The organism is Spirochaetota bacterium, assembly GCA_034190085.1.
In the GTDB taxonomy this organism is placed as follows: domain Bacteria; phylum Spirochaetota; class UBA4802; order UBA4802; family JAFGDQ01; genus JAXHTS01.
In genome coordinates this window covers 35321-60868 of the sequence record JAXHTS010000030.1, presented here as the reverse complement: position 1 = coordinate 60868, position 25548 = coordinate 35321, and the positions used below count along the sequence as shown (strand labels likewise).

Below are 25548 nucleotides of genomic sequence, written 5' to 3'. Positions count from 1 at the left end.
TTGTTTTTAAGGTTTATAGTTACTTTTAGATAAGCAGTTTATATACATAACTATATTGGAGAACAATCATGAATGAAACAATAGACAAAACAAATGGCTGTGTTGGCGCTGTCATGGTTGTTGGAGGGGGTATTGGAGGGATACAGGCATCGCTAGACCTTTCAAACTCAGGTTTTAAGGTTTATCTGGTTGAGGAAACAACCTCTATCGGTGGTAGGATGTCTCAACTCGACAAAACTTTTCCTACTAATGACTGCTCAATGTGCATAATATCGCCCAAGCTCGTGGAGGTAGGCAAAGATAGAAATATTGAAGTTATAACATATTCGAGTGTAGAGGAGGTTGAGGGGGAAGCCGGTAATTTTAGGGTTAAAATACTCGAAAGACCAAGATATATTGACCTGGAGAAGTGCACAGGCTGCGGAGAGTGCGCTAAAAACTGCCCTGTTGAGATGCCTAATGAGTTTAATGTCTTTTTAGATTATAGGAATGCAGTGTACAAGAGGTATCCACAGGCTATTCCCAATGCATTTGCTATCAATAAGAATGATAGAGCGCCTTGTGTTATGACCTGTCCAGCAAATACAAATGTTCAGGGTTATATCGCTTTGGTCGCAAAAGAAAAATTTGAGGAGGCCTATAATGTCATTATTGATCGCAATCCGCTTCCCTCAATTTGTGGAAGGGTCTGCCATCATCCATGTGAGGGTGAGTGTAATCGTGGTCAGATAGACGAACCGGTTGCTATCAATAATATTAAACGTTTTGTCGCTAATAGGGTTCGCGAGGACCGCAAGGCATCGGATATAAAGGTTGAAAGGGCTGAAATTGATTTGAATAGGTCTAAAACTGCTGTTATTGGCGGAGGCCCTTCCGGTCTAACATGCGCCCGTGATTTGATACAGGATGGATATCCTGTGACAATCTTTGAAGCTGAGGATAAACTGGGAGGCGCAATGCGCTATGGGATTCCTGATTACAGACTGCCTAAGGAATACCTTGATTGGGATATACAGAATATAATCGATCTTGGAATTGATGTTAAAACAGGTGAAAGACTGGGGAAGGATTTTACAATAGAGTCATTAAAGGATAAGGGTTATAAGGCAGTATATATTGGTGTAGGATTGCCCTGTGCTAGAAGGATTCCTTTTAAGGGATCTGATCAGAATGGCGTTATCTGGGGGATCGATTTTCTAAAAGAGGTAAACCTTGGCAAGAATCCGAGGATTGGGAAGGATGTAGTGGTTATTGGTGGGGGGAATGTGGCTATTGACGTTGCAATGACAGCAAAGCGACAGGGAGGAGAGAGGGTCGCTGTGGTCTCCCTTGAGAGCAGAGAAGAGATGCCGGCTCATGAATGGGAGATACTGGATGCTGTTGAGGAAGGAATTGAGTTGAATCCCTCTTGGGGGCCTGATGAAATACTCGGTGAGGATGGCAATGTTACAGGAATTCGTCTTAATGCCTGTACAAGGGTATTTGATAATGATGGCAAATTCAATCCCGAATTTGACTATAATCGAAAATCAGAAATCGAAACTGATACCATAATCATAGCAATAGGTCAGGCAGCTGATCTTGATTGGATAGGCGATAACTCACCTATTGAGAGACAGGGCGGGGGTATTAAAGCAGATGCTCTTACACTTGCTACGAATATAGAGGGTGTATTTGCTGGGGGCGATGTTGTATATGGACCAAAATCGGTTGTTGAGGCTATTGATCATGGACATAGGGCAGCAGAGAGTATAAAGCGTTATATTCAAGGAGAAGATATTGCCCAAGGACGTGAGATAGTTGAGAAAAAACCTGCTGAATTGCCTGATGAGAGACCATACTTAGTCATTCCTCGTCATTATGCTCAAAAGGCTGATATAAATAACCGATCCGGAAATTATAATGAGATTGAATATACATTCACACAGGAGATGGCAGTAGCAGAGGCTAAGCGTTGTCTGGACTGTGGCATTTGTTGTGAATGTCTGCAATGTTTAGCCGCATGCCAAGCTGATGCCATTAAGCACGATGATATTCCTCGGATACGGAATATCGACGTAGGTTCAATAATATTGATTCCCGGATTTGATCCCTTTGATGCTAGCATTAAAGGGAGGTATGGATATGGACGATTTGAGAATGTTGTGACCAGCCTGCAATTTGAAAGGATATTATCAGCATCCGGTCCATTTGAGGGCGAGGTGATGCGTCCATCTGACAATAGTCATCCACGAAAGGTCGCTTGGATTCAATGTGTCGGATCGCGTGACACGACATGCGATAATGATTATTGCTCCTCTGTCTGCTGTATGTATGCCACCAAGGAGGCCATCATAGCCAGGGAGCATGATAATAGAATTGAACCAACAATATTCTATATGGATATACGAGCCTTTGGCAAGGAATTTGACTCCTACTATGAGAGGGCAAGGGATGAACATGGTGTTAGGTTTATCAGAAGCATGGTGTCTGATCTGGAGGAGGATCCTGATAATGATAATATTATTATCAAATACATCAATGAAACCGGCAGCAGCATAAGGGAGGAGTTTGATCTCGTTGTTTTATCTATCGGGATGGTGCCATCACAGGGCGCTATCAACCTGAGTAAAAAGCTTGAAATTGATATTGATAGGTATGGATTTTGTGAAACATCAACCTTTGAACCATTGAACACATCAAGGGATGGGATCTATGTCTCAGGTGTTTTCCAGTCGCCAAAGGATATTCCTGAGACCGTGGCTCAATCCAGCGGCGCTGCGGCCTATGCAGAGTCTCTTCTCTTCTCTGCAAGGGGAGAGATGATTGAGGAGGTGGAATATCCCCCTGAACGAGATATAACTGGCGAAGATCCGCGGATTGGCGTGTTTGTATGCCATTGCGGGATAAATATCGGTGGTGTTGTAAACGTACCATCAATAAAAGAATACGCCCTAACGCTACCAGATGTGGTCTTTGCGGATGAAAATTTATACACATGCTCACAGGATACTCAGCAGAAGATAAGGGATGCAATAATCGATAATAATTTAAACAGGGTTATTGTGGCCTCCTGCTCCCCTAGAACACACGAGCCCCTCTTTCAGTCCACCATAAGGGAGGCTGGACTGAATAGATATCTCTTTGAGATGGCCAATATCAGGGATCAGTGTTCTTGGGTTCATCAGCAAGAGAAGGAAAGGGCGACTGAGAAGGCAAGGGACCTAGTAAGAATGGCAGTAGCAAACGCTAGATTATTATCGCCTCTGCAGGAGCAGTTTCTCGATGTCACACATAAGGGATTAGTTATAGGGGGTGGCCTTGCTGGTATGCATGCTGCATTGAGATTAGCTGAACAGGGTTTTGATGTGACATTGGTTGAAAAGGAATCTGAGCTTGGGGGCAACCTGAAGGATATCTATTATACAATACATGGAGATGATGTTCAGGCATATCTCGATACATTGGTCAAAAGTGTTGAATCTCATGAGAGGATAATCGTTGTGAAAAATGCTGTTATAGATAATTTCGAGGGTTATAAGGGCAACTTTGTTACAAGTCTGCTTATTGGGCCTGCGATGCGCACAATGAGGGTTGAACACGGAATAACGATTGTGGCAACCGGAGCAGAGGAGTCTAAGCCAAAGGAGTATCTATATGGCGAGAATGATCGTGTCTTAACGCAGATGGAGTTTGAAAACAGGATAGTAAATAATAAAGACTCTATCAAGGATAGCAAAGAATTTGTAATGATTCAATGTGTGGGATCGAGGAATGAAGAGCGTCCCTATTGCAGCAGAGTCTGCTGTTCTGTTGCCATTAAGAATGCATTAAAGATCAAGGGGATGAATCCTGACGCGAGGGTATACATATTATACAGGGATATTCGAACATACGGGCTCTTAGAGGAATACTATACAAAAGCAAGAGAGATGGGGGTTATCTTTATAAGATATGATTTGGATAATATGCCTGAGGTAACTGATGCCCATGGAACACTTAGCGTATCTGTCAATGATCCAGTGTTGGGGTTAAGAATTGAAATTAATCCTGATATATTGATATTAAGCAGTGCTACCATACCAAGAGAAAATGAAGAATTATCAACAATGTTGAAGATAGACCGAACAAGAGATGATTTTTATCTTGAGGCGCATATGAAACTTCGTCCTGTTGACTTTGCTAATGATGGGATCTATATGTGCGGAATGGCTCATAATCCTAAATTGATTGATGAAACTATATCACAGGCTGCGGCAGCAGCGGCTCGCGCCGCGATCGTCTTATCAAAGGATAAGCTACAGGCTGATGCTGTAATAGCGCAGGTTAATCCTGAGTTATGCGCAGCCTGTCTCACATGTGTTAGAGTCTGCTCAAATAAGGTTCCTTTTATCAACAATGATGGTGTTGCAGAGATAAATCCAGCGCTATGTCGTGGATGCGGATCATGCGCAAGTGATTGTCCAGGCAAGGCTATTGAACTCCAGCATTTTAGAGATGCACAGTTAATTGCAAAATGCGAAGAATCCATAGAATATATTAAAGAAATTCAAGAAGTAAAGGAGGTAGCTTATGGATGAGTTCGAACCTATTATTCTGGCTTTCTGTTGTAGTTTTTGAGGGTATTCAGCAGCGGACCTGGCAGGTTCAATGAGAGCACAATATTCTACCAATATTAGAATTATAAGGGTACCATGCACAGGCAAGGTAGATGTTATTCATATATTAAAGGCTTTTGAGTCTGGTGTGGATGGGGTTTATGTGGTTGGATGTGAAGAGGGAAATTGCAACTTTCAAACAGGAAATTTACGAGCAAGAAGAAGGGTAGAGAGAGTTAAGAGGATATTAGAGGATATAGGTATTGAGAGTGGAAGGGTTGAGATGAAAAATTTAGGCGCTGGAGATGGTCCAAAATTTGTCGCTTATGCAAAGGAGATGGTTGATAAGATTAGAGAAATCGGTCCAAGTCCAATAAGACCCAAAGAGGTAAAGGCTAATAAAGCTAACCTAGATGAGATGTCTATATAGAAATATTTTCATTTCAGGAGTACAATCGATAGGGAGGAATAAAATGATAATTGGTGAAAGTAAGCCATTAGATGAAATCCTTAACACTATATCCGACAAAAAAAAAATATTACTAGTCGGATGCAGGGGATGTGTTACCGTCTGTTCAGCTGGTGGCCAGAAGGAGGTGGAAATTCTTTCTTCTTCAATTAATATTGCAAGAGAGAAGGAGGGTAATCCGATAGAGATCAAGGAAGTCACACTTGAAAGGCAGTGTGATCCCGAATATTTGGAGGAACTCCGTGGTTATATTGATGATTATGAGGCTGTATTATCTATGGCCTGTGGAGCTGGAGTACAGTTTCTTGCAGAAAAATACAGGAGGATACACGTTAGCCCAGCAATAAATACTAATTTTATTGGCGTCACAGAGGAGCAGGGGGTATGGACTGAGAGATGTCAGGCATGCGGAAATTGTGTATTGGATACGACAGGAGGCATATGCCCAATAACCCGATGCTCTAAAAGCCTGTTAAATGGTCCCTGCGGAGGCTCGAGTGATGGGAAGTGTGAGATTGATTCAGAGGTGGATTGTGGTTGGCAGCTTATTTACGATAGATTAAAGGAGTTGGATGCTCTGGATTTGTTTGAAGAGGTTATCCCAATAAAGGATTGGTCCGTAAGCCGTGACGGTGGGCCGAGAAGGATTGTAAGGGAGGATCTAAAGGTATGAAAACCCAGAGCAAATTGCAGAGCTTATTAGATAGGGGTGAATTTGTTATAACCTCTGAATGCGGACCACCAAGAGGAGTGAACACTGAAGTAATAAAGAAGAAGGGTGAGATGCTCAGGGATGCGGTTGATGCAGTCAATATCACTGATAATCAGACATCAGTTGTGAGGCTTTCAAGTATCTCTGCTAGCATTCTTTTAAAGCAGATGGGGTTAGAGCCGATTATGCAGATGGTGACGCGTGATAGAAATCGAATTGCTATACAGAGTGATATTCTTGGAGCATCGGCTCATGGAATAAATAACATCCTCTGTCTGTCAGGTGATCATCAGCATTTTGGAGATCACTCCACAGCAAAAAATGTCTATGATCTTGATTCAGTACAGCTTATTCAGACTGTAAAACATTTAAGGGATGAAGGTAAATTCATTGGGGGTGATGAGCTGGATGGAACTCCATCTATGTTTATTGGCGCAGCTGCAAATCCCTTTGCAGATCCATTTGAGATAAGAGTTCCAAGACTTGCTAAAAAGATAGCAGCGGGTGTTGAGTTTATTCAAACTCAGTGTATCTATAATCTGGAAAAATTTGAAAAATGGATGAATGGGGTTAGAGAGAGGGGACTGCATAAAAAGGTTCATATACTTGCGGGCGTGACACCTTTTAAATCTGTAGGTATGGCAAAATATATGAAAAATAAAGTTCCGGGAATGGATGTTCCTGATCATATGATCGAAAGATTAAAAGGTGTAGAGAAAGAGAAACAGGCTGAAGAAGGAATAGCAATATGTATTGAAACAATTGAGAAATTGAAAAATATCGAAGGTGTCAGCGGAATTCATTTGATGGCAATTGAATGGGAGCAGAGGGTTCCAGAAATTGTTGAGAAATCTGGTCTTTTGCCGCGGCCCAAAGCCTAATTTTTATTTACAATTTACAATATTTAGGAGGAGATACAATGGCTGATAAAAAAAAGGTTTTGCTTGTCGATGACGATCCTGATTTTGTTGAAGCAACAAGATTAATAATTGAAAAGGGCGGATATGATGTACAAGTCGCATATGATGGCAATGAGGGATATGAAAAGGTAAAAGCATATAGGCCGGATGTTATGGTGCTTGATGTAATGATGCCTCATAAGGATGGTTATACCTTATGCTCTGAGTTGAAGTCCGATCCTGAGTATAATGAAATACCTATTTTACTATTAACTGCAGTTGCTTCGCATATATCAGAAACTAAATATACACCCAGGATGGGGATGGAGACTGAAGCTGAGGATTATTTGGATAAGCCAGCGGAGCCCAAGGAAATATTAGAGAGGGTACGAAAGCTTTTAGGATAAAAGATGAAGAATAATAATTAAAATAAAATATAATTGATATCTCTCCAACCTTAGGTTGAAGAGATATCTTTTTAAATATTAATGGCAGAAAAGTAGTATAAAGATTATATAATAATATTTCCAATGAGTAATATATTAGTTAATGGATTAAATGAGAAGCCACAGAATATGATAAAAAAAGCCAGAATATTAGTGGTTGATGATGAGGCTGTTATTAGAGAGGGTTGCGTAAAAATTCTATCCAAAGAGGGGTGGAGTGTAGAGGCAGTTGAAAATGGTATGGATGGAATTGAATTAATCAAAAGTAAGGAATTTGATATACTACTCCTTGATCTAATGATGCCTGGCATGAATGGCTTAGAGGTAATCCATGAAGTGAACAGAATAGCCCAGCATATAGATATTATCGTAATAACAGGGTATGCTACAGTAGAAACCGCAGTAGAGGCGATGAAAGAGGGGGCATATGATTATATATCTAAACCATTTACCCCTGATCAGCTCAGAGTGGTAATTAGAAGGACCCTTGAGAAAAAGGCTCTCCTTTTAGAGGCTGAGTTTTTAAGAAGGGAACAGGAAAAGGGACTACAGGCAATTTCTCATGAAAAGAGCAAAATAAAGACAATCCTAAACTGCATGCCCAATGGCGTCCTTGTTCTTGATAATGAGAAAAGGCTCATTCTTTACAATCCAATTGCCGGTAAGCTTCTGAATATTCGAGAAGAGGATTCAATTGGAAAATTGATTGATGAATGTGTGTACTGCAAGGATCTTTCTGACATGATCTCTGAGGTATTAAACAGAGATTATATTGAAAATACATATATCTCAGGAGAGATATCGGCTGATAATCCCTTATCGCTTATGGCACATAATGCGCCCATTGTAATGGAAGATGGCGAAGTATTGGGAGTGGTAGTCATTGTACAGGATATCAGCGAACAGAAGGCTATTGATAAGATGAAGGCTGATTTTATCGCCAAGGTAACACATGAACTAAAGGCTCCAGTGGCTACTATGAATCAGTTGCTTATGGCAATTGAAGCAGGAGTGGTTGGAGAGCTTGAAGGAAAACAACTGGAGTTAATTGAAAGGGCAAAATTGAGGGGAGAAGGACTCCTAGAACTCATCTCAGATCTTCTGGACATATCCAAGATTGAATCGGGTTTATCAATTCAAAGAATGATTCCCCTAAACATAAGAGAGATAATGGAGGATGTGGTGGATCTCCTTAAACCCCAGGCAGATAAGAAGGGAATTTCATTGAATCTGCATATTGATGACAACTTGCCCTTGATCAATGCTGATAAGGATGGCATGAGGGAAGTTTTTACTAATCTTATTAGCAATGGAATAAAATATACTAATGATGGAGGAAAAATTGAGATTGATGGCAGTATGGATAAGGATTACTTTATATTTTCTATTTCAGATAACGGAATAGGCATTAGTAAACAGAATCTTCCATTTATCTTTGAAAGATTCTTCCGCGTTAAAAACAGCAAGACTCGCCATATAGTTGGAACCGGTCTGGGGCTTCCAATTGTGAAAGACATAATCGATGCTCACTTGGGCTCAATAGAGGTTAAGAGCGATGAAGGGAAGGGCAGCACATTTAAGGTGTTATTACCGATGAAGATTGAATAACCGAGTTAAGTGATCTGGAAGAGTATCATTATTGTTGATGATAGCATCAAATATTGTTTAACCTACCACCTAAACAACATCCAAAATCAATATCACCGAATTCTAAATTTTTATATCGGAAGGCGCTAGCAACAGAATTGTTGCCTCTCCAGAAATTAATACTATTTAAATAAAAACTTTAGATTGAAGATCACATCCTGAAAAAATAAGGGGGTGTTTATAGAAAAAGAATTTACAATTCAATAAATGAATTACATAATAATTCATCAAAAATTTATAACCAGATACAATATAGTATATTTAGAATATCCTCGGTATACTAATAGTATATCCTGATGAAATTTAGAAGTGTGGATAAGATGTTATTAGGGGATGCCATCAAATTAAAGATATTAAGTGATTGGAGGAGAGATGAGGACAATATTGATCTTTTCTGTTTTAATAATATTAATACTTATTAGCTATGGATGCAGGACTGTCCCTAAAAAGACAGGCTGTATGAGGGGTAATTGCACAAGCGGCATAGGAACATATATATGGGATGATGGCTCAAAATATACAGGTGGATTCAAGAACAATAAAATGCATGGGCAAGGGACATTCCTATATCCTGATGGCACAAAATATATTGGTGAATTTATCAAAGGGGAAAAGCATGGTAATGGAGAATACACTTGGCCTAGTGGTAAAAGATATACCGGTCAATTTATTAACAACAAAATGCAAGGTAAAGGAACAATCAATTATCCTGATGGCACAAAATATAAGGGAGATTTCAAGAATGGTTTAGCCGAGGGCCAAGGTGTATTCTCATGGCCCAATGGATCAGAATATACTGGTGAATTTAAAAACAATAAAATGCATGGGCATGGGACAATAACCTACCCTGATGGAAAGACATTAACAGGTGAGTATGTCAATGGTGTACTAATTGGACAGTAGCAAAATATCTTCACATTCTCGCAATTTTTTCAAATCCCTTGAATATTCATTTTTTCTATGCTAATAATCCAGGTAAATATATTTACGAGGACAATATGGTGAAAGTACTAAGTGGAGGTCTCAAAGAGGTTAATGGATTTAGCTTTTCAGCTATTGAATGCGGAATACGATATAAAGGGAGGCTGGATTTTGCCATGATATTCTCACAGAATCCCTGTAATGCATCCGGTCTATTTACAACGAACAGATTGCCTTCTTCTGCTGTAAGTATATGCAGAGAGAGGATAGATAATCCCATTCATGGGATCCTTATCAATTCAACAAATGCAAATGCATGTACTGGGGATGAGGGATATCACAATTCTATAACACTTACTCAAGAAGTGGCAAGACAAATGGATGTTGATAGCAATTCTATACTTATGGCATCAACCGGGATCATCGGCGTTCAGCTACCATTAGAACAGATGAAGAACGCTATTCCATCTCTCATAGGTAATTTGGATAGAGAGAATGCCGATTTAATACCCAGTGCTATAATGACTACTGATACATCGCCTAAGGAGATTGCTGTATCCTTTTCTAGTTCCTTAGGAGAATATAGGATAGCAGGTACAGCTAAGGGATCTGGAATGATTGCTCCAAATATGGCTACCCTACTAGCCTTTATACTTACAGATTTTCCAATTGAAAAAAATATGTTAAAAAGAATATTCACCAGATCTATAATGAAAAGCCTAAATTCGATTACAATTGATGGTGACATGTCTACAAGCGATACAGCAATAATCTTATCGCCTATATCCAAGAAATATATAACACTGGAAAATGATCTCCAAAATTTTGAAGATGCGCTTATGCATTTACTCGATAGACTTTCAGAGATGATTGTTAGGGATGGCGAAGGCGCAACAAAACTATTGAGAATCAGCGTTAATGGCGCAATGGATGAAGATGATGCAAAGAAGGCTGCTAGGTCAATCTCTGAATCATTACTGGTTAAAACAGCTTTATTTGGGCAGGATCCTAATTGGGGAAGAATAGCCTGTGCTGTGGGCTATTCGGGTGCCCAGGTTGATGAGAATAGGCTCTCTATTTATTTTGAAAAAATCCCATTGCTCCTAAGGGGTAAACCAGCTGACTATGATCCTAATTACCTTGAAGATGTCCTATCAAGAAGGGAGATCACAATTAATATTGATCTTGGAATGGGAAATGCTCAGGCCAAATATTTAACAACTGACCTATCCTATGATTATATAAAGATTAATTCTGAATATTCGACATAAATATACAGAATGATTGAATTCTATTATTTAATATTATTTCTCAAATTTACCTCTAAATAAATGACCTGGCATTTTCCATGAGTGTGAAATATTTATTCTTGACTGATTTTATTTCTAAATGTAAAAATAGTCCAACCAGCATAAAATACCATTTCAAATTATTTGAATATACTCAATAATCCCAATAGAAAAGAAATCAGGGAATATTGTGGTTAATATTGATATAAATCATCCATAAATCTGAATTTATTTATATTAAAAGGATGTTATTTTTCGAAATTAACCTTGTTTTACCACATAGTATTTTTATGTAGGACTATTATATTTACACTGGGAGAAGTAATATGACTATGAAAGACTTTGTATTTACATCCGAATCCGTTTCCGAAGGCCATCCTGATAAGGTTTGTGATCAAATATCAGACGCTATTGTTGATGCTTATCTTTCAAAAGACCCAAAGTCACGCATTGCATGCGAGACCCTCGTTACTACTAATCTTATTATCGTTTCTGGAGAGGTGACATCAACAGCGCGTATAGATTGTGAATCTATTGCTAGAAAGGTTGTCTCTGACATAGGATATAATGATCCTGAACTGGGTTTTGATGCAAAGACTTGCGAGGTTAGGCTATATATCCACCCTCAATCTCCAGATATCTCCCAAGGCGTTACCTCAGGGGAGGGATTATTTAAAGAACAGGGAGCAGGGGATCAGGGAATGATGTTTGGATATTCATCAGATGAAACCGATGTATTGATGCCCATGCCAATCATTTATTCTCATCGACTCGTAAGGCGTTTAGCAGAGGTGCGGAGGGATAAGACTCTAGCATTCATACGCCCTGATTCAAAATCTCAGGTAACTGTACAATATGAGAATTTTAGACCTGTACATATTGATACTGTTGTTATTTCTACTCAACATTCCCCTGACGCTTCATATGAACAAATCAAAGATGGGGTTATTGAAGAGGTAATAAAAAAGGTAATTCCATCGAAATACATGAGCAATAATACTCAAATATATGTAAATCCAACTGGCAGGTTTGAGATTGGCGGCCCTAATGGGGACACAGGACTTACAGGGAGGAAGATTATTGTAGATACATATGGGGGCTGGGGTAGGCACGGCGGGGGGGCCTTTTCCGGAAAGGACCCATCTAAAGTAGATAGATCTGCAACCTACATGGCGAGATATATTGCGAAGAACATCATTGCAGCTAAGCTTGCTCAGAGGTGTGAGGTTCAATTAGCATATGCTATAGGTGTTGCTGAGCCTGTCTCAATAATGGTAGACACCTTTGGCACTGGTACGATTGAAGAAGAGAAGATATCGAAAAAAGTTAGAGAAGTATTCGGAGTAAAACCTACTGAGATAATTGAGGGATTAAATCTACTACGACCTATCTATCTTCAAACCGCATCTTACGGACACTTCGGTAGGGAAGAAGAGGATTTCACTTGGGAAAGGATTGATAAGGCCAATGAATTGAAATAATCACCTCCAGGAGCAAGTAGAATGGATAGAGAAGGACTGAAAAAAATCATTCGTGATATACCAGATTTTCCGAAAGAAGGGATAATATTTAAGGATATTACAACATTATTAAATGATGCTGCGGCGCTTCGAAGTTCAATCATCCTGTTAACAGAAGAATGCAAGAAATATTCTGTGAGTAAGGTTGTTGGTATTGAATCCAGGGGATTTATATTAGGAGTGCCAATTGCGCTTGAGCTTAATGCAGGCTTTGTCCCAATAAGAAAGCCAGGGAAACTCCCAGCTGATACAATTTCCGAGACCTACGACTTGGAATATGGAACCGATTCAATTGAAATGCACAGGGATGCAATTAACCCTGGCGAGAAGGTGATAATCATTGACGACCTATTAGCAACAGGGGGGACAGCTAAGGCAGCGAGCACATTGGTTGAGAAGATTGGTGGAGAGGTGGAGTTAATTATTTTTATGATTGAACTAACCTTTCTAAAGGGCAGGGAAAAATTAGGAGGGAGAAATCTTTTCTCCCTTATAGAATATTAGATAGTATTCACAATTATTGATTATGTTATTTTTATAAGGATGAGATAATAATCATCAATTGTATTATATAACATATTATCCGTTCAATAACTCATAATTTTAAATACATATTTACGATACAATCCTTACAAGCATTTGATATTCAGCCCATCTCTGTCCCTACAACTATTGTTAATTAACTTATAGTTTGTTCTTATCCAATTTGGTCCTAATCTTACCAATAATTATTAAGCTAATGAGTCAGAAGAGAAAAATTTATTTTCAATCAGTAAAACGCATCGTAATAAAGATTGGGAGTGGAGTTTTAACAGGGGATAAAGGATTAAATTTAGGGATTATCCGCTCAATTTCAATGCAAATATCCAACCTTATTGATAAGGGGATGGAAGTCATCCTAGTATCATCTGGTGCAATGTCTGCAGGGATTAGAAAAATTGGACTTGAATGCCGACCAGAGGATATCCCTAGGCGGCAGGCTGTTGCAGCTATTGGTCAGGCAGGTTTAATAATGGAATATGAAAAGGGATTTAGGAGATATCAAAAACAAGTAGCCCAGATTCTCCTCACAAGTGATGATCTTCATAACAGGAGAAGGTATCTAAATGCTCGAAATACTCTCTACACCCTCTTATCCTGGAAAGTGGTTCCTATAATAAATGAAAATGATACTGTTATGGTGGAAGAGATACAATTTGGAGATAATGATAATCTTGCTGCCATGATTACCCTACTTATGGATGCAGATTTATTAATAATATTGACTGACAAGGAGGGCCTTTACACTACAGACCCAGGTGAAAATAAGGATGCTGAATTAATTTCATTCATCCCTGAAATAAATAGCAATATTGAAAAGATCGCATTACACAACCCGGGAGTTTTAGGAACCGGTGGAATGCGAAGCAAGATAAGAGCAGCCAAAAAGGTCACATCTGTAGGAATACCCATGATCATCGCAAAGGGCGGGAGGAGAGATATTCTAAATAGTCTACTTATAGGAAAAGAATATGGTACCTTCTTTATCCCAAAAGAGAGGAAATTAGCGAGCCGTAAATGCTGGATAGCCTATACCCTTAAGCCAAGGGGTAATATTATTATTGATGATGGGGCTGCGAGTGCGATTCTGGAGAGGGGCAAAAGCCTGCTTCCCAGCGGAATTATCAGTATAAATGGAGAATTTGATGTGGGTGCGCCTGTCGAGTTTCGTAATACTCACAACGAGGCCCTGGGTATTGGCCTTGTCAACTACAGCTCTCGTGATATTAGTAAAATCAGGGGACTAAAATCAAAGGAGATCATCAATTGTTTAGGATACAAACCCTATGACGAGATTATTCATAGGGATAATCTCGTCATAACAGCTGAATGTGCAGATCCATGTACATAGTTTCCCAATAAAATATCTCAAGACTAATGTTATATGATTGGAATGTATGATATAGTATAATTGTGAGGTGAAGGATGTCCATTGAGAATACAATAATTGAGATTGCGAAAGCAGCAAAGGTCGCTTCCAGATATATGAATAGATGTTCGTCAAATAAAAAGAATGAAGTTCTTTATAAAATTGCGGATAAAATTGAGAAAAATTCCTCATTCATTAAAGACGAAAATAAAAAGGATATTGATTACGCGATTGATGAAGGACTTACTAAAGCGATGATTGATCGGCTTACAATTACAGATAAAACAATAAAATCCATGTCTGATGGATTGAGAGAGATAACGATGTTGGATGATCCTGTAGGTTCCATAAGCAAGACATGGCATCGACCCAATGGCCTTCAGGTATCGCGCATGCGCGTTCCCCTTGGTGTAATTGGCATCATTTATGAATCTAGACCAAATGTAACCATTGATGCCGCTGGCTTATGTATTAAAGCCGGGAATGCGGTAATACTTCGCGGTGGATCAGAGGCATTTCATTCTAATCAGGCATTGGCCTCTATTATTAATCGTTCATTATTTGATGTCGGTCTTCCGGAAAAGACGGTTCAGGTATTGCCTATTAAAGAACGATCTGCAGTAAACGTTCTGTTGGCTCAATCGGAATATATCGATTTGATTATTCCACGAGGAGGGGAGGGGCTGATTCATTTTGTAGTGGAGAACTCCAAGATACCTGTATTAAAGCACTATAAAGGAGTATGCCATGTATATGTAGACCAAGGAGCCGATTTGCCTACAGCAATGGATATCTGTTATAATTCAAAGGTCAATCGTCCCGGTGTCTGCAATGCTATGGAGACACTTCTTGTTCATAGATCTGTTGCTAATACCTTTTTGCCCAGTATCGCTGATAGTCTTATCAGGGCTGGTGTAGAGATACGAGGGTGTGTTGAAACACAGAAAATACTGCCTGATGCTCACAAAGCCTTTGAAGAGGACTGGTCTGCTGAATACCTTGATCTTATTATAGCCGTTAAAGTAGTCGGTGACATTGATGAAGCCATGGATCATATAGCGAAATACGGTTCCAATCATACTGAGACAATTGTCTCTTCAGATTACCAAAGATCCAGAAGATTTCTGCGCGAAGTAGATTCTTCAGTTGTTTTAGTCAATGCATCAACGCGTTTTAGTGATGGCAATCAACTCGGTTTAGGCGCTGAGATCGGCATCAGCACTTCCAAGTTGCATGCCTTTGGCCCAATGGGTCTTGAGGAACTTACTACAACTAAATTTGTTGTATATGGAGATGGCCAAGTAAGGGAGTGACGTATAGCAGTAATGAAATTATCAGTCGGTTTTGAACAAATTAGTCTTTGATTCGAGTGTGAGTGCATTCTCCTTTAATTCCTGAACATTATTCAAAATTCGTTTAGTTAGAAATGAAAAATACTGGGACATCTCTTTTATACTCGAAATTGAATTCAGTAATATATCAATTGCGTTTTTCTGATTATCTATGGCCTCAAAAATGATATTTGCATCGTGCTTTACCTTCTCTGATTCATTGCTTACTACATAATTGTTCTTTATTTGATCTTCCATCTTATCATAGGATCCTACCATTATCTCTTTTACCAAACCAATCTCCCTGTTGACAGATGTTATTGATTCTACTGTTTTGGTAACCCGCGCAAGACCATTCTTTATTTCAATTTCATTCTCTCGTATTAGTGAGTCAATCTCCTGTATGCTATTTGCTGTTTCTTCCGCTAAATTTGATATCTCATCAGCAACAACTGCAAAACCCCTTCCATGCTCACCTGCACGGGCAGATTCGATTGCTGCATTCAGGGAAAGTAGATTGATCTGATCGGAAATATCATGTATCAATTTAATAACATCAGTCATTCTTATTGAGCTTGCGCTAATCTTAGTCATGCTTTCAGTCATCTGTTTTAGACATTCATTTCCAGATTCTGAGATTGTGGAAATATTATTAATCATCGATATCTGATTGCTAAGATTATTATTTATGGTTTCAACTATCTTTGTAAAGTCGATTATCCTGACGATGAGAATACCGAGATTCATCTGCTGATCCTCTGAGCCATTTGATATCTCACTCATCATTGCAGAGATATTATTTATTGACACGAGATCCTCTTCAGCAGCCAAATGCTGTTCGTCAGCCTTATTGGATAGAAAGTCCAAAACTTCACACATGTCGTTGATATACTCAATAAGGGTAGTGGTCTTCTCTTGGATTTCAGTTACAGCATCAGCATTATATTTAATGAGGGATGATATTCGATCACAGAACTTATATACAGTAATATCTTCAACTTTATCCCTTGTCTCTGTGATATTATTGTCATGTATTATTTGGCTAATTCTATATGTTGTGTGTTTTAGAGGCTGTATAATCCTACTTATATACCTTTTATAGGAGATTATCGACAATAAAATCACTAACAAGGACATTATTAGGATAGGGAGGTTGAAATAATGTAACATAGATGAATTTATGGTATCAATTAAACCTTGAAGGACTCTAATGAGAACATCGGTCTCATTATTTATAATTTGAATGGAATTGTTATATTCCTGACCAATTCCCCCCTTGATATTGGGATTCTGCAAATTGTGCATCCTTGTTGAGTTTTCCTTTAGAGATTCAATACACCCTTTTAGTCTGGAAGAAACGTCATTTTGAAGAGTCGTTTCATTATATATTTTATTTAGTTTCTCAAGTAGTTCCTTGAATGATGATAATATATTGCTGATTGCTGTTTCCTGGATATGAGAATGAACTGTTTTGGGAGTATCTGTATCCTTTGGAAGGTCTATTATCTTTGTTAAAATCGCAGTTGTTTTCTGAAATAGTAGAAGTTCAGTAACCAATTCCCGATATTGCTGACGTGTTTGTTGACTTTTGTCTATCTTAATATATACCCATAATCCCATGGAAAGGAATAGACCTATGAGAATAATTACTGATAAAATGAGCTTAGTCCTAAATCTAATATTAACAAATCCAGATAACATGTTTATGTATCGTATCGCTACTATACTTATTTCAACTCAATATTATCTTACTTTAATGTCCTATATTATAGATCATTCATAAATTTAAATACAAATAATTATAAGTAGTATTTTGATAGTAATCAAGTAAAATATATTAGTATTATCATGAGTACTATATTCACATTGATTTATCCAAAATTACAGCATTATGAAATATTTCATTATTAAATAATATAATGATTTATGCTAATACAATATCAGCTAGTAATCATATTATTATCTAGGCTAAGTCATTAAGTAAGTTGGCATGAAAATTAAAAATTTTTTATTGTTAAAGCTTGCATTTTTTTTGACGATGATGAGTAATATATATATATTCTAGATAGATAAATATATTTGATACATACACCTTACAATAAACTGGGGAATAGATTTCAAATATATCAATCAAACTAATTAAAAAATGGGGAGGATCTTATGAAATCTTCAATTCGAAGTCTCTTACTAACATTATTTGCTGCAATACTATTTACATCATGTTCTGGCGATGGTAATGACTTCAGTTATAATCCAGTCAATGATTCACAACCAAATGATGATGTCATTATCGATATCCCAATAACTGAAGAAAGTGCAACCGATGAGGCAACAGATGAAAGCACAGTCGATAAGGCTACTGCCAAACCTGAACATATTAAGAAGATAATTGAGGAGGCCTTGAATTCCACCTTCGGAGATGTTGGGCAGATTGGGATATGGGATTTGATTGAAAGCTTATTCAATGGAACTATAAACATTAAAGAGGGATTAACGGTTGATATATATACTAGTTATGACCCTTTTAAGCTTAAATTAACATTTACCTTTGATGAATTTGGACTAAATTGTATAGATTCAACGATCAGTGGTATTATGACTGCACGGATAGAACACAACATCCAGGATAAAGCGATACTGATGGTAATGAATACTGATGATGATACACCCTTGACATTAGCCGGGGGTGAATTCGATGGAACAACCATTGAATTAGAGGATCTTATGGTTCTCTATGAATATGTTATAATGAAATATAGTTTTAATGGCAAGATTATCATCGATGGTACAGAGTATACACTAGACGATTTACTGGAGTGTGACCCCAGTGATTTTGTTCCTCTTGAAAAAATTATGAACGTTTTAGCAGTAGCTATGAATCAAATTGATTGGAACTTGATTCAGGAGCAATTTTTATCCCTTGTTTCTGATCCAGCTCAAGATTTTGAGAGTCTAATAATCAGGGACTATGATGGATTGAAAATAGAAATGCAGATCATTACAGATACTGAGGACCCAGGTATAATATTTTACTTAACATTCACAGAATTCCAGCTAGAAGAATATTCGAATTTAGCTATCAGCGGAGAAATGACTATGCTGATGACGCTGCATTCCTATAGTATATTTCCATGTGAATTGATAGTGAAAATGCTTCTCAATACTGAACCTGGCGCGCCATTGGTAATAACTGGAGGATTGTTTGATCAAACAGTCGGTTTTGATGATGTTGCATTGTATTATGATCTTTGCAAGTTTGATTTTGCAGATGAACCGGATCCCAGTGGTACTTTTATAATAAATGGAATACCCGTCCCGGTAGATGAGGATTGGCTCAATCTACTCTTAGCAATACTTATTCAATAACGCAATTGTAAACGATCACTAACATGTGGTGGTAGTATTTTGAAATGAAATACTACCACCACATGTAATAATGAACATGCCTACCAATAGAATAAGCATATGTGAAAAGCAATACAATAAAACAGACTCAACATTCACATAGGAACTTAATAGCATACCTAATCATTCCTCAATTTGAATTCTACACTTTTAGATTCATTAATAATAACAATGATTTACATTAGAATATAATAAACATCTTGAAAATTACCTATACTGGTCCAGGATGTTGATTATTATTGATACTGCATATGATTCTAATGGTTCAATACAAATATGGCTATAGGTTTATTTGGGAGGTAAAAAATGGAAAAACATATTTATGGATGGTGTGGGAAAATACTCAAGGTAGATCTCAGTAATTATAGAATAACAGAGTTGGAGACCATGGATTATGCTGATCGTTTTATAGGTGGACGCGGAGTTGCTACAAGAATATATTGGGAAGAGGTAAAACCTGAGATTAGGGCTTATGATGAGGAGAATTGCTTGATTTTGATGAGTGGACCGCTTGCCGCGACAGGTGTCCATGGAGCTTCGCGATTTGTAGTTGTAGGAAAATCTCCGATGAGGATGCCGGAAGGATTCTGCTATGGAAATCTTGGTGGATTCTTTGGACCATTCCTGAAGAAGGCGGGTTATGATGGCATTATTGTCGTTGGGTGTGCCGAGAAACCAGTATATATCTGGATCTGTGACGGAAGAGCACAGATTCTGGACGCGTCTTGGTTATGGGGTAAGGGTGTCAAGGAAGTGCGGGATTTATTAAGAGAAAAGCATGGAGAGAGGATTCGTTTTGTCACAACCGGAATTGCAGGAGAAAATAAATGTCGTAGCGCTACTATGATGACTGATCATGAAGGGAGCGCAACAGGCGGATTCGGCGCCATTATGGGTTCGAAGAATCTTAAAGCCATCTCTGTATTCGGAACAGGGATTCCAGATGTAGCAAAACGAGATGAGTTGAGAGAGCTTAACCGCTATACCATCCATCTGAGTAAACGAGGAACGTTAAGGATTCCGGTTCCCAAGCAGCATATGCGATTTAAAAAAACTGCTTCATGTTATCAATGTGGTTTAGACTGTTTTCGTGGCCTTTACCGTACTACTTCTGGAAGGGAGGTTGTTCGCAAATGTCAATCAATGATCTTATATATGCCCTATGTTTTATCCAGACAGGGTGAACATTTTGAGACAGCCTTAGATGCTACTGAAATTTGTAATGATGTCTCACTCTGCACTATGGAGATGAGCAATATAATAATGTGGCTTGAAGAATGTTACAAATCCGGTTACTTTAATAAATTAGAGACTGGTTTGGACATGTCAGAAATCGGAACACGAAAGTTTTTCGAACAACTCGCTCACTTAATCGTTCATAGAGAGGGTATAGGTGATATCCTTGCTGAGGGTCTTGTACGGGCTGGAGAAATCCTTGGAAATGAAGCCAAGTCTCATTTTTCAGAAATGGTCGTTGATGTTGGATTAGGTGGGGCTTATTCTCCACGTGAATACATTATCACAGCCTTGCTCTATGCATTTGAGCCAAGACCGCCGATAGCTCAACTCCATGAGGTAAGTTATCCTATAGCACGTTGGCTTCTTCATCAGATTAGACCAGAGTTGTCCCCAACAACGGCTGAGGTCTTTCGAGCTTCAGCCTCATTATTCTGGGGAAGCGACAAGGCCTGGGATCTCACCAGCTATGAAGGCAAGGCAATAGCTGCTGCAAAAATTCAGGATCGAGTTTTTATTAAGGATAGCCTTTTACTATGTGAGGCTGCCTGGCCAATAATGGACTCCTTCAATACCCCTGATCATTTAGGAGATCCTGCATTGGAGAGTAAAATATTTTCAGCGGTTACGGGCATTAAAACCGATGATGAGAATCTGAATATATATGGAGAAAGGATTTTTAATCTTCAAAGGAGCGTTCTCCTCCGTGAGGGGTGGAAGGCCAAGGAGGATGACAATCCGCCAGATTATAATTTTACAACTCCGATTGAAACATCAGCCCTTAATCCTAATATGATAGTTCCTGGCCCAACTGAAGCGCCCGTATCCTTTAAAGACAATATCCTTGATCGGGGGAAATATGAAAAGATGCGAGAAGAATTCTACCAATTGAGGGGATGGGATACTGAAACTGGTCTCCAGAAGGCTCAAACACTTGAGCAAATAGACATGTCCGATATTGTGATGGGACTTAGAAAGGGAGGACTGGTGAAGTAGGCTCCTTTGATTATTTACTACTATAATTGAATGTGGTCATCTCTAAAATCCCTACTACTAATTGTATCGCAATAGCTATTAACCAGCATCTATCATCTTCTACTCTTTGCTCTACCATTGCTTGCTAACGAATGGTGAGTTTATAATTCATTATATTATCGATACATTGTTTGCCACATCATCACCAACCTCGCTGGTGGACATCCCCATCTTACCAGCGCCCATATCATCCATTTTAATGATTGTCTTCTTCATCGCTTCTTCCACCATTTTTGAGGCTTTTTGTTCACCAAGTATTTCCAGCATCATCTGAGCAGCTCCAATTGCGGCTATTGGATTTATTACATTTTTACCGGTATATTTTGGAGCGCTGCCACCAATCGGTTCAAACATGGAAACACCATCTGGGTTGATATTCCCTCCAGCAGCGATGCCCATACCCCCTTGTGTTATAGCGCCTAAGTCAGTTATAATATCCCCAAACATATTTCCTGTAACAATAACATCAAACCACTCTGGATTCTTAATCATCCACATACAGGTTGCATCAACATGATAGTATTCACGCCTAATCCCTGGATATTCCCTATCTCCGATATCATTAAAGGCCCTCTCCCATAGATCATATACGTATGTTAACACATTGGTCTTCCCACAAAGGGCAAGTGTATTATTCTTGTTGCGATTTTTTGTATATTTGAATGCCCATCTCAAGCAGCGATCAACTTGAAAGCGGTTGTATACCATTGATTGCACAGCAACCTCATTCGGCGTGCCCTTCATTGATATCCCACCAATACCTGTGTAGATCCCACCTGTGTTTTCACGAACCACTACATAATCGATCTCGTTTGGCCCCTTGCCCTTTAATGGTGTTGGTATGTTTTCATAAAGCTTAACTGGTCGTAGGTTAATATACTGATCTAACTCAAACCTGAGTCGAAGAAGAATCCCCTTCTCGAGAATACCTGGTCTCACATCAGGATGACCTATTGCGCCTAGATAAATTGCATCGTAATGTTTCATCTCACCAATAGCCGAATCTGGAAGCACCTCACCAGTGCGAAGATAACGCTCTCCTCCAAAATCATATTCGTTTAATTCAAGTTTGAATCCTTCACGATTTGCTACAGCTTTAATGACCTTTAATCCTTCAGAAACGACTTCAGGTCCAGTTCCGTCACCGCCAATGACAGCAATTCTATATGTTCTCATACTTGCTAACCTTTTCTATTATTGTGAGATATAATACTTTCCAAATACTATAAATATTTATTCGGCCTTCTTTGGAAGGACTAGAATATCAATAAAACCTAAGTTAGGATTGTATATCAAGCCTTTTTAGTAAAAAATGGTTGTTCATCTAACATCACAGAAAGGTAACCAATGTGAAGCATTCTTCTAAATGTAAAAATTTATATCCATAGATTATGAAATGATAATTTTTTATTTTTATATAGTATTATACAAATTGTACAATAGAATTATTGACAATATTATGCTGATATTTGTATATTTGCCGTAATATAATTATTTTATTATATTATATTTTGAGTAAATTCTTCATTTATCTTCATATTTTTATTTAATTGTTGAAATACTTACTCCAGTAGATCTTAAGATCTCAATAATTGTAGGTTGGGTAGAACAAATATCAAATTATTTTACCTATTGGCTAAATACATGGAGGTATCATAATGGATTACACACCCATGGGGTATTTATTAATTACTTCAGCAGGTTTAGCGGTTACAATTTTATTTATTTTATTCTATTTGATTAGATATGAGAAGGTTATTAGAATAAATAGGATGATTTTTAATCGCAGATTTGCCAATAGACGAGTCACTGATAGAAGAGTCTGTGAGAGAAGATATAGCGGGAAAATATATACCAATTTCAATGAGAGAAGGCAGAGAGAAAGAAGAGAAAGTGACAGAAGGATATCGGAGAGAAGAGTGGTCGCATGAAGTGTATTGACATTTAAGTGTAAATCATGAAATCTTTATTTCTTGCAATTGAAGAACTAAATTACGATATTCTGGAACAATATTAACTATAATATTCCTGATTTGATCAGAATCATAATCAAAAATATTAAAAATTTCATAATTCATAAAATTTTCAATTACCTCTTTATTATAAATCTCATCTTTTGAATTTAATACGAATATTTTTTCATTATCTGTTGTACAATTATCTTCCCGTTTGGAAATCAGCTCTTCATTCAGCTTCTCTCCAGGTCTTAATCCAGTAAATATTATTCTAATATCCTTTTCAGGTTCATATCCATATAACCTTATTATCTTCTTTGCAATGTCCAGGATTTTATATTGCTCTCCCATATCAAGAATAAATATTTCCCCCCCCTTGGAATAGGCCGCTGCATTTATTACTAAAAGCGAAGCTTCAGTAATAGTCATAAAGAATCTTCTCATTTCAGGATGAGTTATTGTAACTGGCCCACCCCTTTCTATCTGTTTACAGAAATGCGGAATCACTGAGCCGCGGCTACCAATTACATTGCCAAATCTGACACATGATGCATTTAATCCTATCTCCCTATAATAATAGAGAATCAATAATTCAGCTATTCTCTTTGTGGCTCCCATAATATTCACTGGATTAACAGCCTTGTCCGTTGAGATGAATATAAACTTTCCTATTAAATACTTTTTAGAAAGGTCTAACAATATCTTTGTTCCCAATATGTTGTTATGAATTGCCTCTATTTCGTTGTGTTCCATTAAAGGGACATGCTTATGAGCTGCAGTGTGAAAAATCACTTCGGGTTTATATTCTTCAAATATTTGATTCATTAGACTTTGATCCCTAATATCAGCAATTTTATATATGATATCAAGTTTATAGTCTAACAGATCAACATGATCCTGAAGATTGTTTATTAGATTATATATTGAGTGCTCCCCTTTGCCCACAGCAATTAGTCTTTTTATCCTAAATTTCAATATCTGCCTGCAAATTTCGGAACCTATACTACCTCCAGCACCAGTAATAAGTATTGTCTTTCCAGTAAAATCGAATTCAATAGCGCTACAGTCAACATTGAATTCCTCTCTCCCAATTAAATCCTCAACTCCAATGTCTCTTAAAGCAAAGATCAACGGCTTCCTATCAAAAGAACTTGTAAATGGCGGAAGAATCCTAATTGTTATATCCGGATTACTTGTCTTTATTATTGATACAATTCTATTAATATGCCTCACATCTACAGATGGCATGGCAATGGCTATCATATTTATATTATATTTCAATATTATATCATTTATCTTTGAGGTCGGGGCTAAAACCATCTTACCATTTACAATCTTTCCGATTTTTGTTGTATCATCATCAATAAAACCTGCCACTCTCTTATCCAATCCCTTATGGTAGAATTCATTCATAATCATTGAGCCAGCCTCACCAGCTCCTACAATCAATATTCCCTTATCTCTTTTTCGAGACTTGCCTTCTTTCAAAATATTTTCATAGCGATAGGGAACGCTTGAACTCATTTTAAAATTGAGATTTATAAATGCCATTCGATAAAAGACTGTTAGGCTAGCTGTTATTAGAAAGGAAAGAACAATAATCATTCTGTAATGCTCTAAATTTAGGAAAAAATATATGATAATTAATGCTAAGAATCCGACCATATTCGAGAGGAGGAGTCTATAAATATCTTTAATACTGGAGTATTCCCACATTATCCGATATATTTGAAGAATATAGAAAGATCCAAGTAATAGAAACAGATTTATCAAGAGGTATTGAATATTTATTGTACTCTTTACTGAATAGAATTCGATGAAGAAGGAAAGAATATATGCTGATGTTATTATTATACTATCAATTAATATATATAGTAACCTCTTTCCTCTTATCATATATAGTATAGACATTGTGATACCTCATATTATTGACTATTTATCTGTTATTTGATCGGCTCTTTTGATGATTGCAATAAAATATTTTTAATAGCCAATATACTACTTAATAGTGTACAATAATAATTAATTGTCAATCAAATATTGTGCATGAACATACTAATAGTATAGAAAACCTTAATCCTATTATTTTATCTTGACTTTTACTTTAAAAAAATCTATATTTAATAATGTATATGAGTAAAATATATATTTTACTATATCAATCACACTTAATTCGGTCAATTATTGTTCTAATCAA

18 protein-coding genes are annotated in these 25548 nt (G+C 37.7%); 15 read left to right on the top strand and 3 right to left on the bottom strand.

Features of this window, described 5'->3' with window-relative positions; genetic code table 11:
- The first annotated feature begins 68 nt into the window (after positions 1-68).
- The 12 genes from SVZ03_05670 (at position 69) to SVZ03_05615 (ending at position 15702) form a co-directional block, all read left to right on the top strand.
- The gene (locus SVZ03_05670; GenBank protein ID MDY6933699.1) at positions 69-4559 is read left to right on the top strand and encodes an FAD-dependent oxidoreductase; all 4491 of its coding nucleotides are present in this window, start codon (positions 69-71) and stop codon (positions 4557-4559) included.
- The gene (locus tag SVZ03_05665; GenBank protein MDY6933698.1) at positions 4552-5007 is read left to right on the top strand and encodes a hydrogenase iron-sulfur subunit; all 456 of its coding nucleotides are present in this window, start codon (positions 4552-4554) and stop codon (positions 5005-5007) included. Before SVZ03_05670 ends, SVZ03_05665 begins: the two co-directional genes overlap by 8 nt.
- Before the next feature lie 43 nt (positions 5008-5050).
- Positions 5051-5719 (top strand): methylenetetrahydrofolate reductase C-terminal domain-containing protein, encoded by a 669-nt coding sequence (locus tag SVZ03_05660; protein MDY6933697.1) that lies wholly within the window; start codon positions 5051-5053, stop codon positions 5717-5719.
- Positions 5716-6639, top strand: coding sequence for a methylenetetrahydrofolate reductase (locus SVZ03_05655; GenBank protein MDY6933696.1), 924 nt, complete (start codon positions 5716-5718; stop codon positions 6637-6639). Before SVZ03_05660 ends, SVZ03_05655 begins: the two co-directional genes overlap by 4 nt.
- A 38-nt stretch (positions 6640-6677) precedes the next feature.
- Entirely contained in the window at positions 6678-7064 is a 387-nt protein-coding gene (locus tag SVZ03_05650; protein ID MDY6933695.1) for a response regulator, read from the top strand.
- A 123-nt stretch (positions 7065-7187) separates the two neighbouring features.
- Positions 7188-8711: a response regulator gene (locus SVZ03_05645; protein MDY6933694.1), complete on the top strand. Its 1524-nt coding sequence runs from the start codon at positions 7188-7190 to the stop codon at positions 8709-8711.
- Positions 8712-9122: 411 nt separating this feature from the next.
- A complete protein-coding gene (locus SVZ03_05640; protein ID MDY6933693.1) occupies positions 9123-9653 on the top strand; it encodes a molecular chaperone Tir in 531 nt (176 codons plus the stop codon).
- 95 nt (positions 9654-9748) lie between these two features.
- Positions 9749-10942 carry a bifunctional glutamate N-acetyltransferase/amino-acid acetyltransferase ArgJ gene (argJ, locus tag SVZ03_05635; protein MDY6933692.1) on the top strand — a complete coding sequence of 398 codons (1194 nt, stop codon included), beginning with the start codon at positions 9749-9751 and terminating at the stop codon, positions 10940-10942.
- Between the two features lie 344 nt (positions 10943-11286).
- Positions 11287-12441, top strand: coding sequence for a methionine adenosyltransferase (gene metK / locus SVZ03_05630; protein ID MDY6933691.1), 1155 nt, complete (start codon positions 11287-11289; stop codon positions 12439-12441).
- 21 nt (positions 12442-12462) lie between these two features.
- Positions 12463-12984: an adenine phosphoribosyltransferase gene (locus SVZ03_05625; protein ID MDY6933690.1), complete on the top strand. Its 522-nt coding sequence runs from the start codon at positions 12463-12465 to the stop codon at positions 12982-12984.
- A gap of 235 nt (positions 12985-13219) precedes the next feature.
- A complete protein-coding gene (gene proB / locus SVZ03_05620; GenBank protein MDY6933689.1) occupies positions 13220-14371 on the top strand; it encodes a glutamate 5-kinase in 1152 nt (383 codons plus the stop codon).
- Positions 14372-14445: 74 nt separating this feature from the next.
- Positions 14446-15702, top strand: a complete 1257-nt coding sequence (locus SVZ03_05615) for a glutamate-5-semialdehyde dehydrogenase (GenBank protein MDY6933688.1) — start codon at positions 14446-14448, stop codon at positions 15700-15702.
- A gap of 21 nt (positions 15703-15723) precedes the next feature.
- Here the strand turns inward: SVZ03_05615 and SVZ03_05610 are convergent, their stop codons facing one another.
- On the bottom strand, positions 15724-17421 hold the full coding sequence (locus SVZ03_05610) for a methyl-accepting chemotaxis protein (GenBank protein ID MDY6933687.1): 1698 nt from the start codon (positions 17419-17421) through the stop codon (positions 15724-15726).
- A 459-nt stretch (positions 17422-17880) separates the two neighbouring features.
- On the opposite strand from SVZ03_05610, the gene SVZ03_05605 reads away from it, so the two are divergent.
- Together SVZ03_05605 and SVZ03_05600 are read left to right on the top strand one after the other, a co-directional pair.
- The gene (locus SVZ03_05605; GenBank protein ID MDY6933686.1) at positions 17881-19086 is read left to right on the top strand and encodes a hypothetical protein; all 1206 of its coding nucleotides are present in this window, start codon (positions 17881-17883) and stop codon (positions 19084-19086) included.
- A gap of 345 nt (positions 19087-19431) precedes the next feature.
- Positions 19432-21357, top strand: a complete 1926-nt coding sequence (locus SVZ03_05600; GenBank protein MDY6933685.1) for an aldehyde ferredoxin oxidoreductase N-terminal domain-containing protein — start codon at positions 19432-19434, stop codon at positions 21355-21357.
- Between the two features lie 150 nt (positions 21358-21507).
- Here the strand turns inward: SVZ03_05600 and SVZ03_05595 are convergent, their stop codons facing one another.
- A complete protein-coding gene (locus SVZ03_05595) occupies positions 21508-22572 on the bottom strand; it encodes a 3-isopropylmalate dehydrogenase (protein MDY6933684.1) in 1065 nt (354 codons plus the stop codon).
- 482 nt (positions 22573-23054) lie between these two features.
- Between SVZ03_05595 and SVZ03_05590 the strand changes: the two genes are divergently transcribed.
- Complete coding sequence (locus SVZ03_05590; GenBank protein MDY6933683.1) at positions 23055-23327, top strand: hypothetical protein; 273 nt, start codon at positions 23055-23057, stop codon at positions 23325-23327.
- Positions 23328-23351: 24 nt separating this feature from the next.
- On the opposite strand, the gene SVZ03_05585 is transcribed toward SVZ03_05590, so the two are convergent.
- Positions 23352-25262 (bottom strand): nucleoside-diphosphate sugar epimerase/dehydratase, encoded by a 1911-nt coding sequence (locus SVZ03_05585; GenBank protein ID MDY6933682.1) that lies wholly within the window; start codon positions 25260-25262, stop codon positions 23352-23354.
- Positions 25263-25548: the final 286 nt, after the last annotated feature.

Coding starts and splice junctions, on each gene's coding strand:
- SVZ03_05670 (MDY6933699.1), top strand. CDS start 69: ATGAATGAAACAATAGACAAAACAAATGGCTGTGTTGGCGCTGTCATG.
- SVZ03_05660 (MDY6933697.1), top strand. CDS start 5,051: ATGATAATTGGTGAAAGTAAGCCATTAGATGAAATCCTTAACACTATA.
- SVZ03_05655 (MDY6933696.1), top strand. CDS start 5,716: ATGAAAACCCAGAGCAAATTGCAGAGCTTATTAGATAGGGGTGAATTT.
- SVZ03_05650 (MDY6933695.1), top strand. CDS start 6,678: ATGGCTGATAAAAAAAAGGTTTTGCTTGTCGATGACGATCCTGATTTT.
- SVZ03_05645 (MDY6933694.1), top strand. CDS start 7,188: ATGAGTAATATATTAGTTAATGGATTAAATGAGAAGCCACAGAATATG.
- SVZ03_05640 (MDY6933693.1), top strand. CDS start 9,123: ATGAGGACAATATTGATCTTTTCTGTTTTAATAATATTAATACTTATT.
- argJ (MDY6933692.1), top strand. CDS start 9,749: ATGGTGAAAGTACTAAGTGGAGGTCTCAAAGAGGTTAATGGATTTAGC.
- metK (MDY6933691.1), top strand. CDS start 11,287: ATGACTATGAAAGACTTTGTATTTACATCCGAATCCGTTTCCGAAGGC.
- SVZ03_05625 (MDY6933690.1), top strand. CDS start 12,463: ATGGATAGAGAAGGACTGAAAAAAATCATTCGTGATATACCAGATTTT.
- proB (MDY6933689.1), top strand. CDS start 13,220: ATGAGTCAGAAGAGAAAAATTTATTTTCAATCAGTAAAACGCATCGTA.
- SVZ03_05615 (MDY6933688.1), top strand. CDS start 14,446: ATGTCCATTGAGAATACAATAATTGAGATTGCGAAAGCAGCAAAGGTC.
- SVZ03_05610 (MDY6933687.1), bottom strand. CDS start 17,421: ATGTTATCTGGATTTGTTAATATTAGATTTAGGACTAAGCTCATTTTA.
- SVZ03_05605 (MDY6933686.1), top strand. CDS start 17,881: ATGAAATCTTCAATTCGAAGTCTCTTACTAACATTATTTGCTGCAATA.
- SVZ03_05600 (MDY6933685.1), top strand. CDS start 19,432: ATGGAAAAACATATTTATGGATGGTGTGGGAAAATACTCAAGGTAGAT.
- SVZ03_05595 (MDY6933684.1), bottom strand. CDS start 22,572: ATGAGAACATATAGAATTGCTGTCATTGGCGGTGACGGAACTGGACCT.
- SVZ03_05590 (MDY6933683.1), top strand. CDS start 23,055: ATGGATTACACACCCATGGGGTATTTATTAATTACTTCAGCAGGTTTA.
- SVZ03_05585 (MDY6933682.1), bottom strand. CDS start 25,262: ATGTCTATACTATATATGATAAGAGGAAAGAGGTTACTATATATATTA.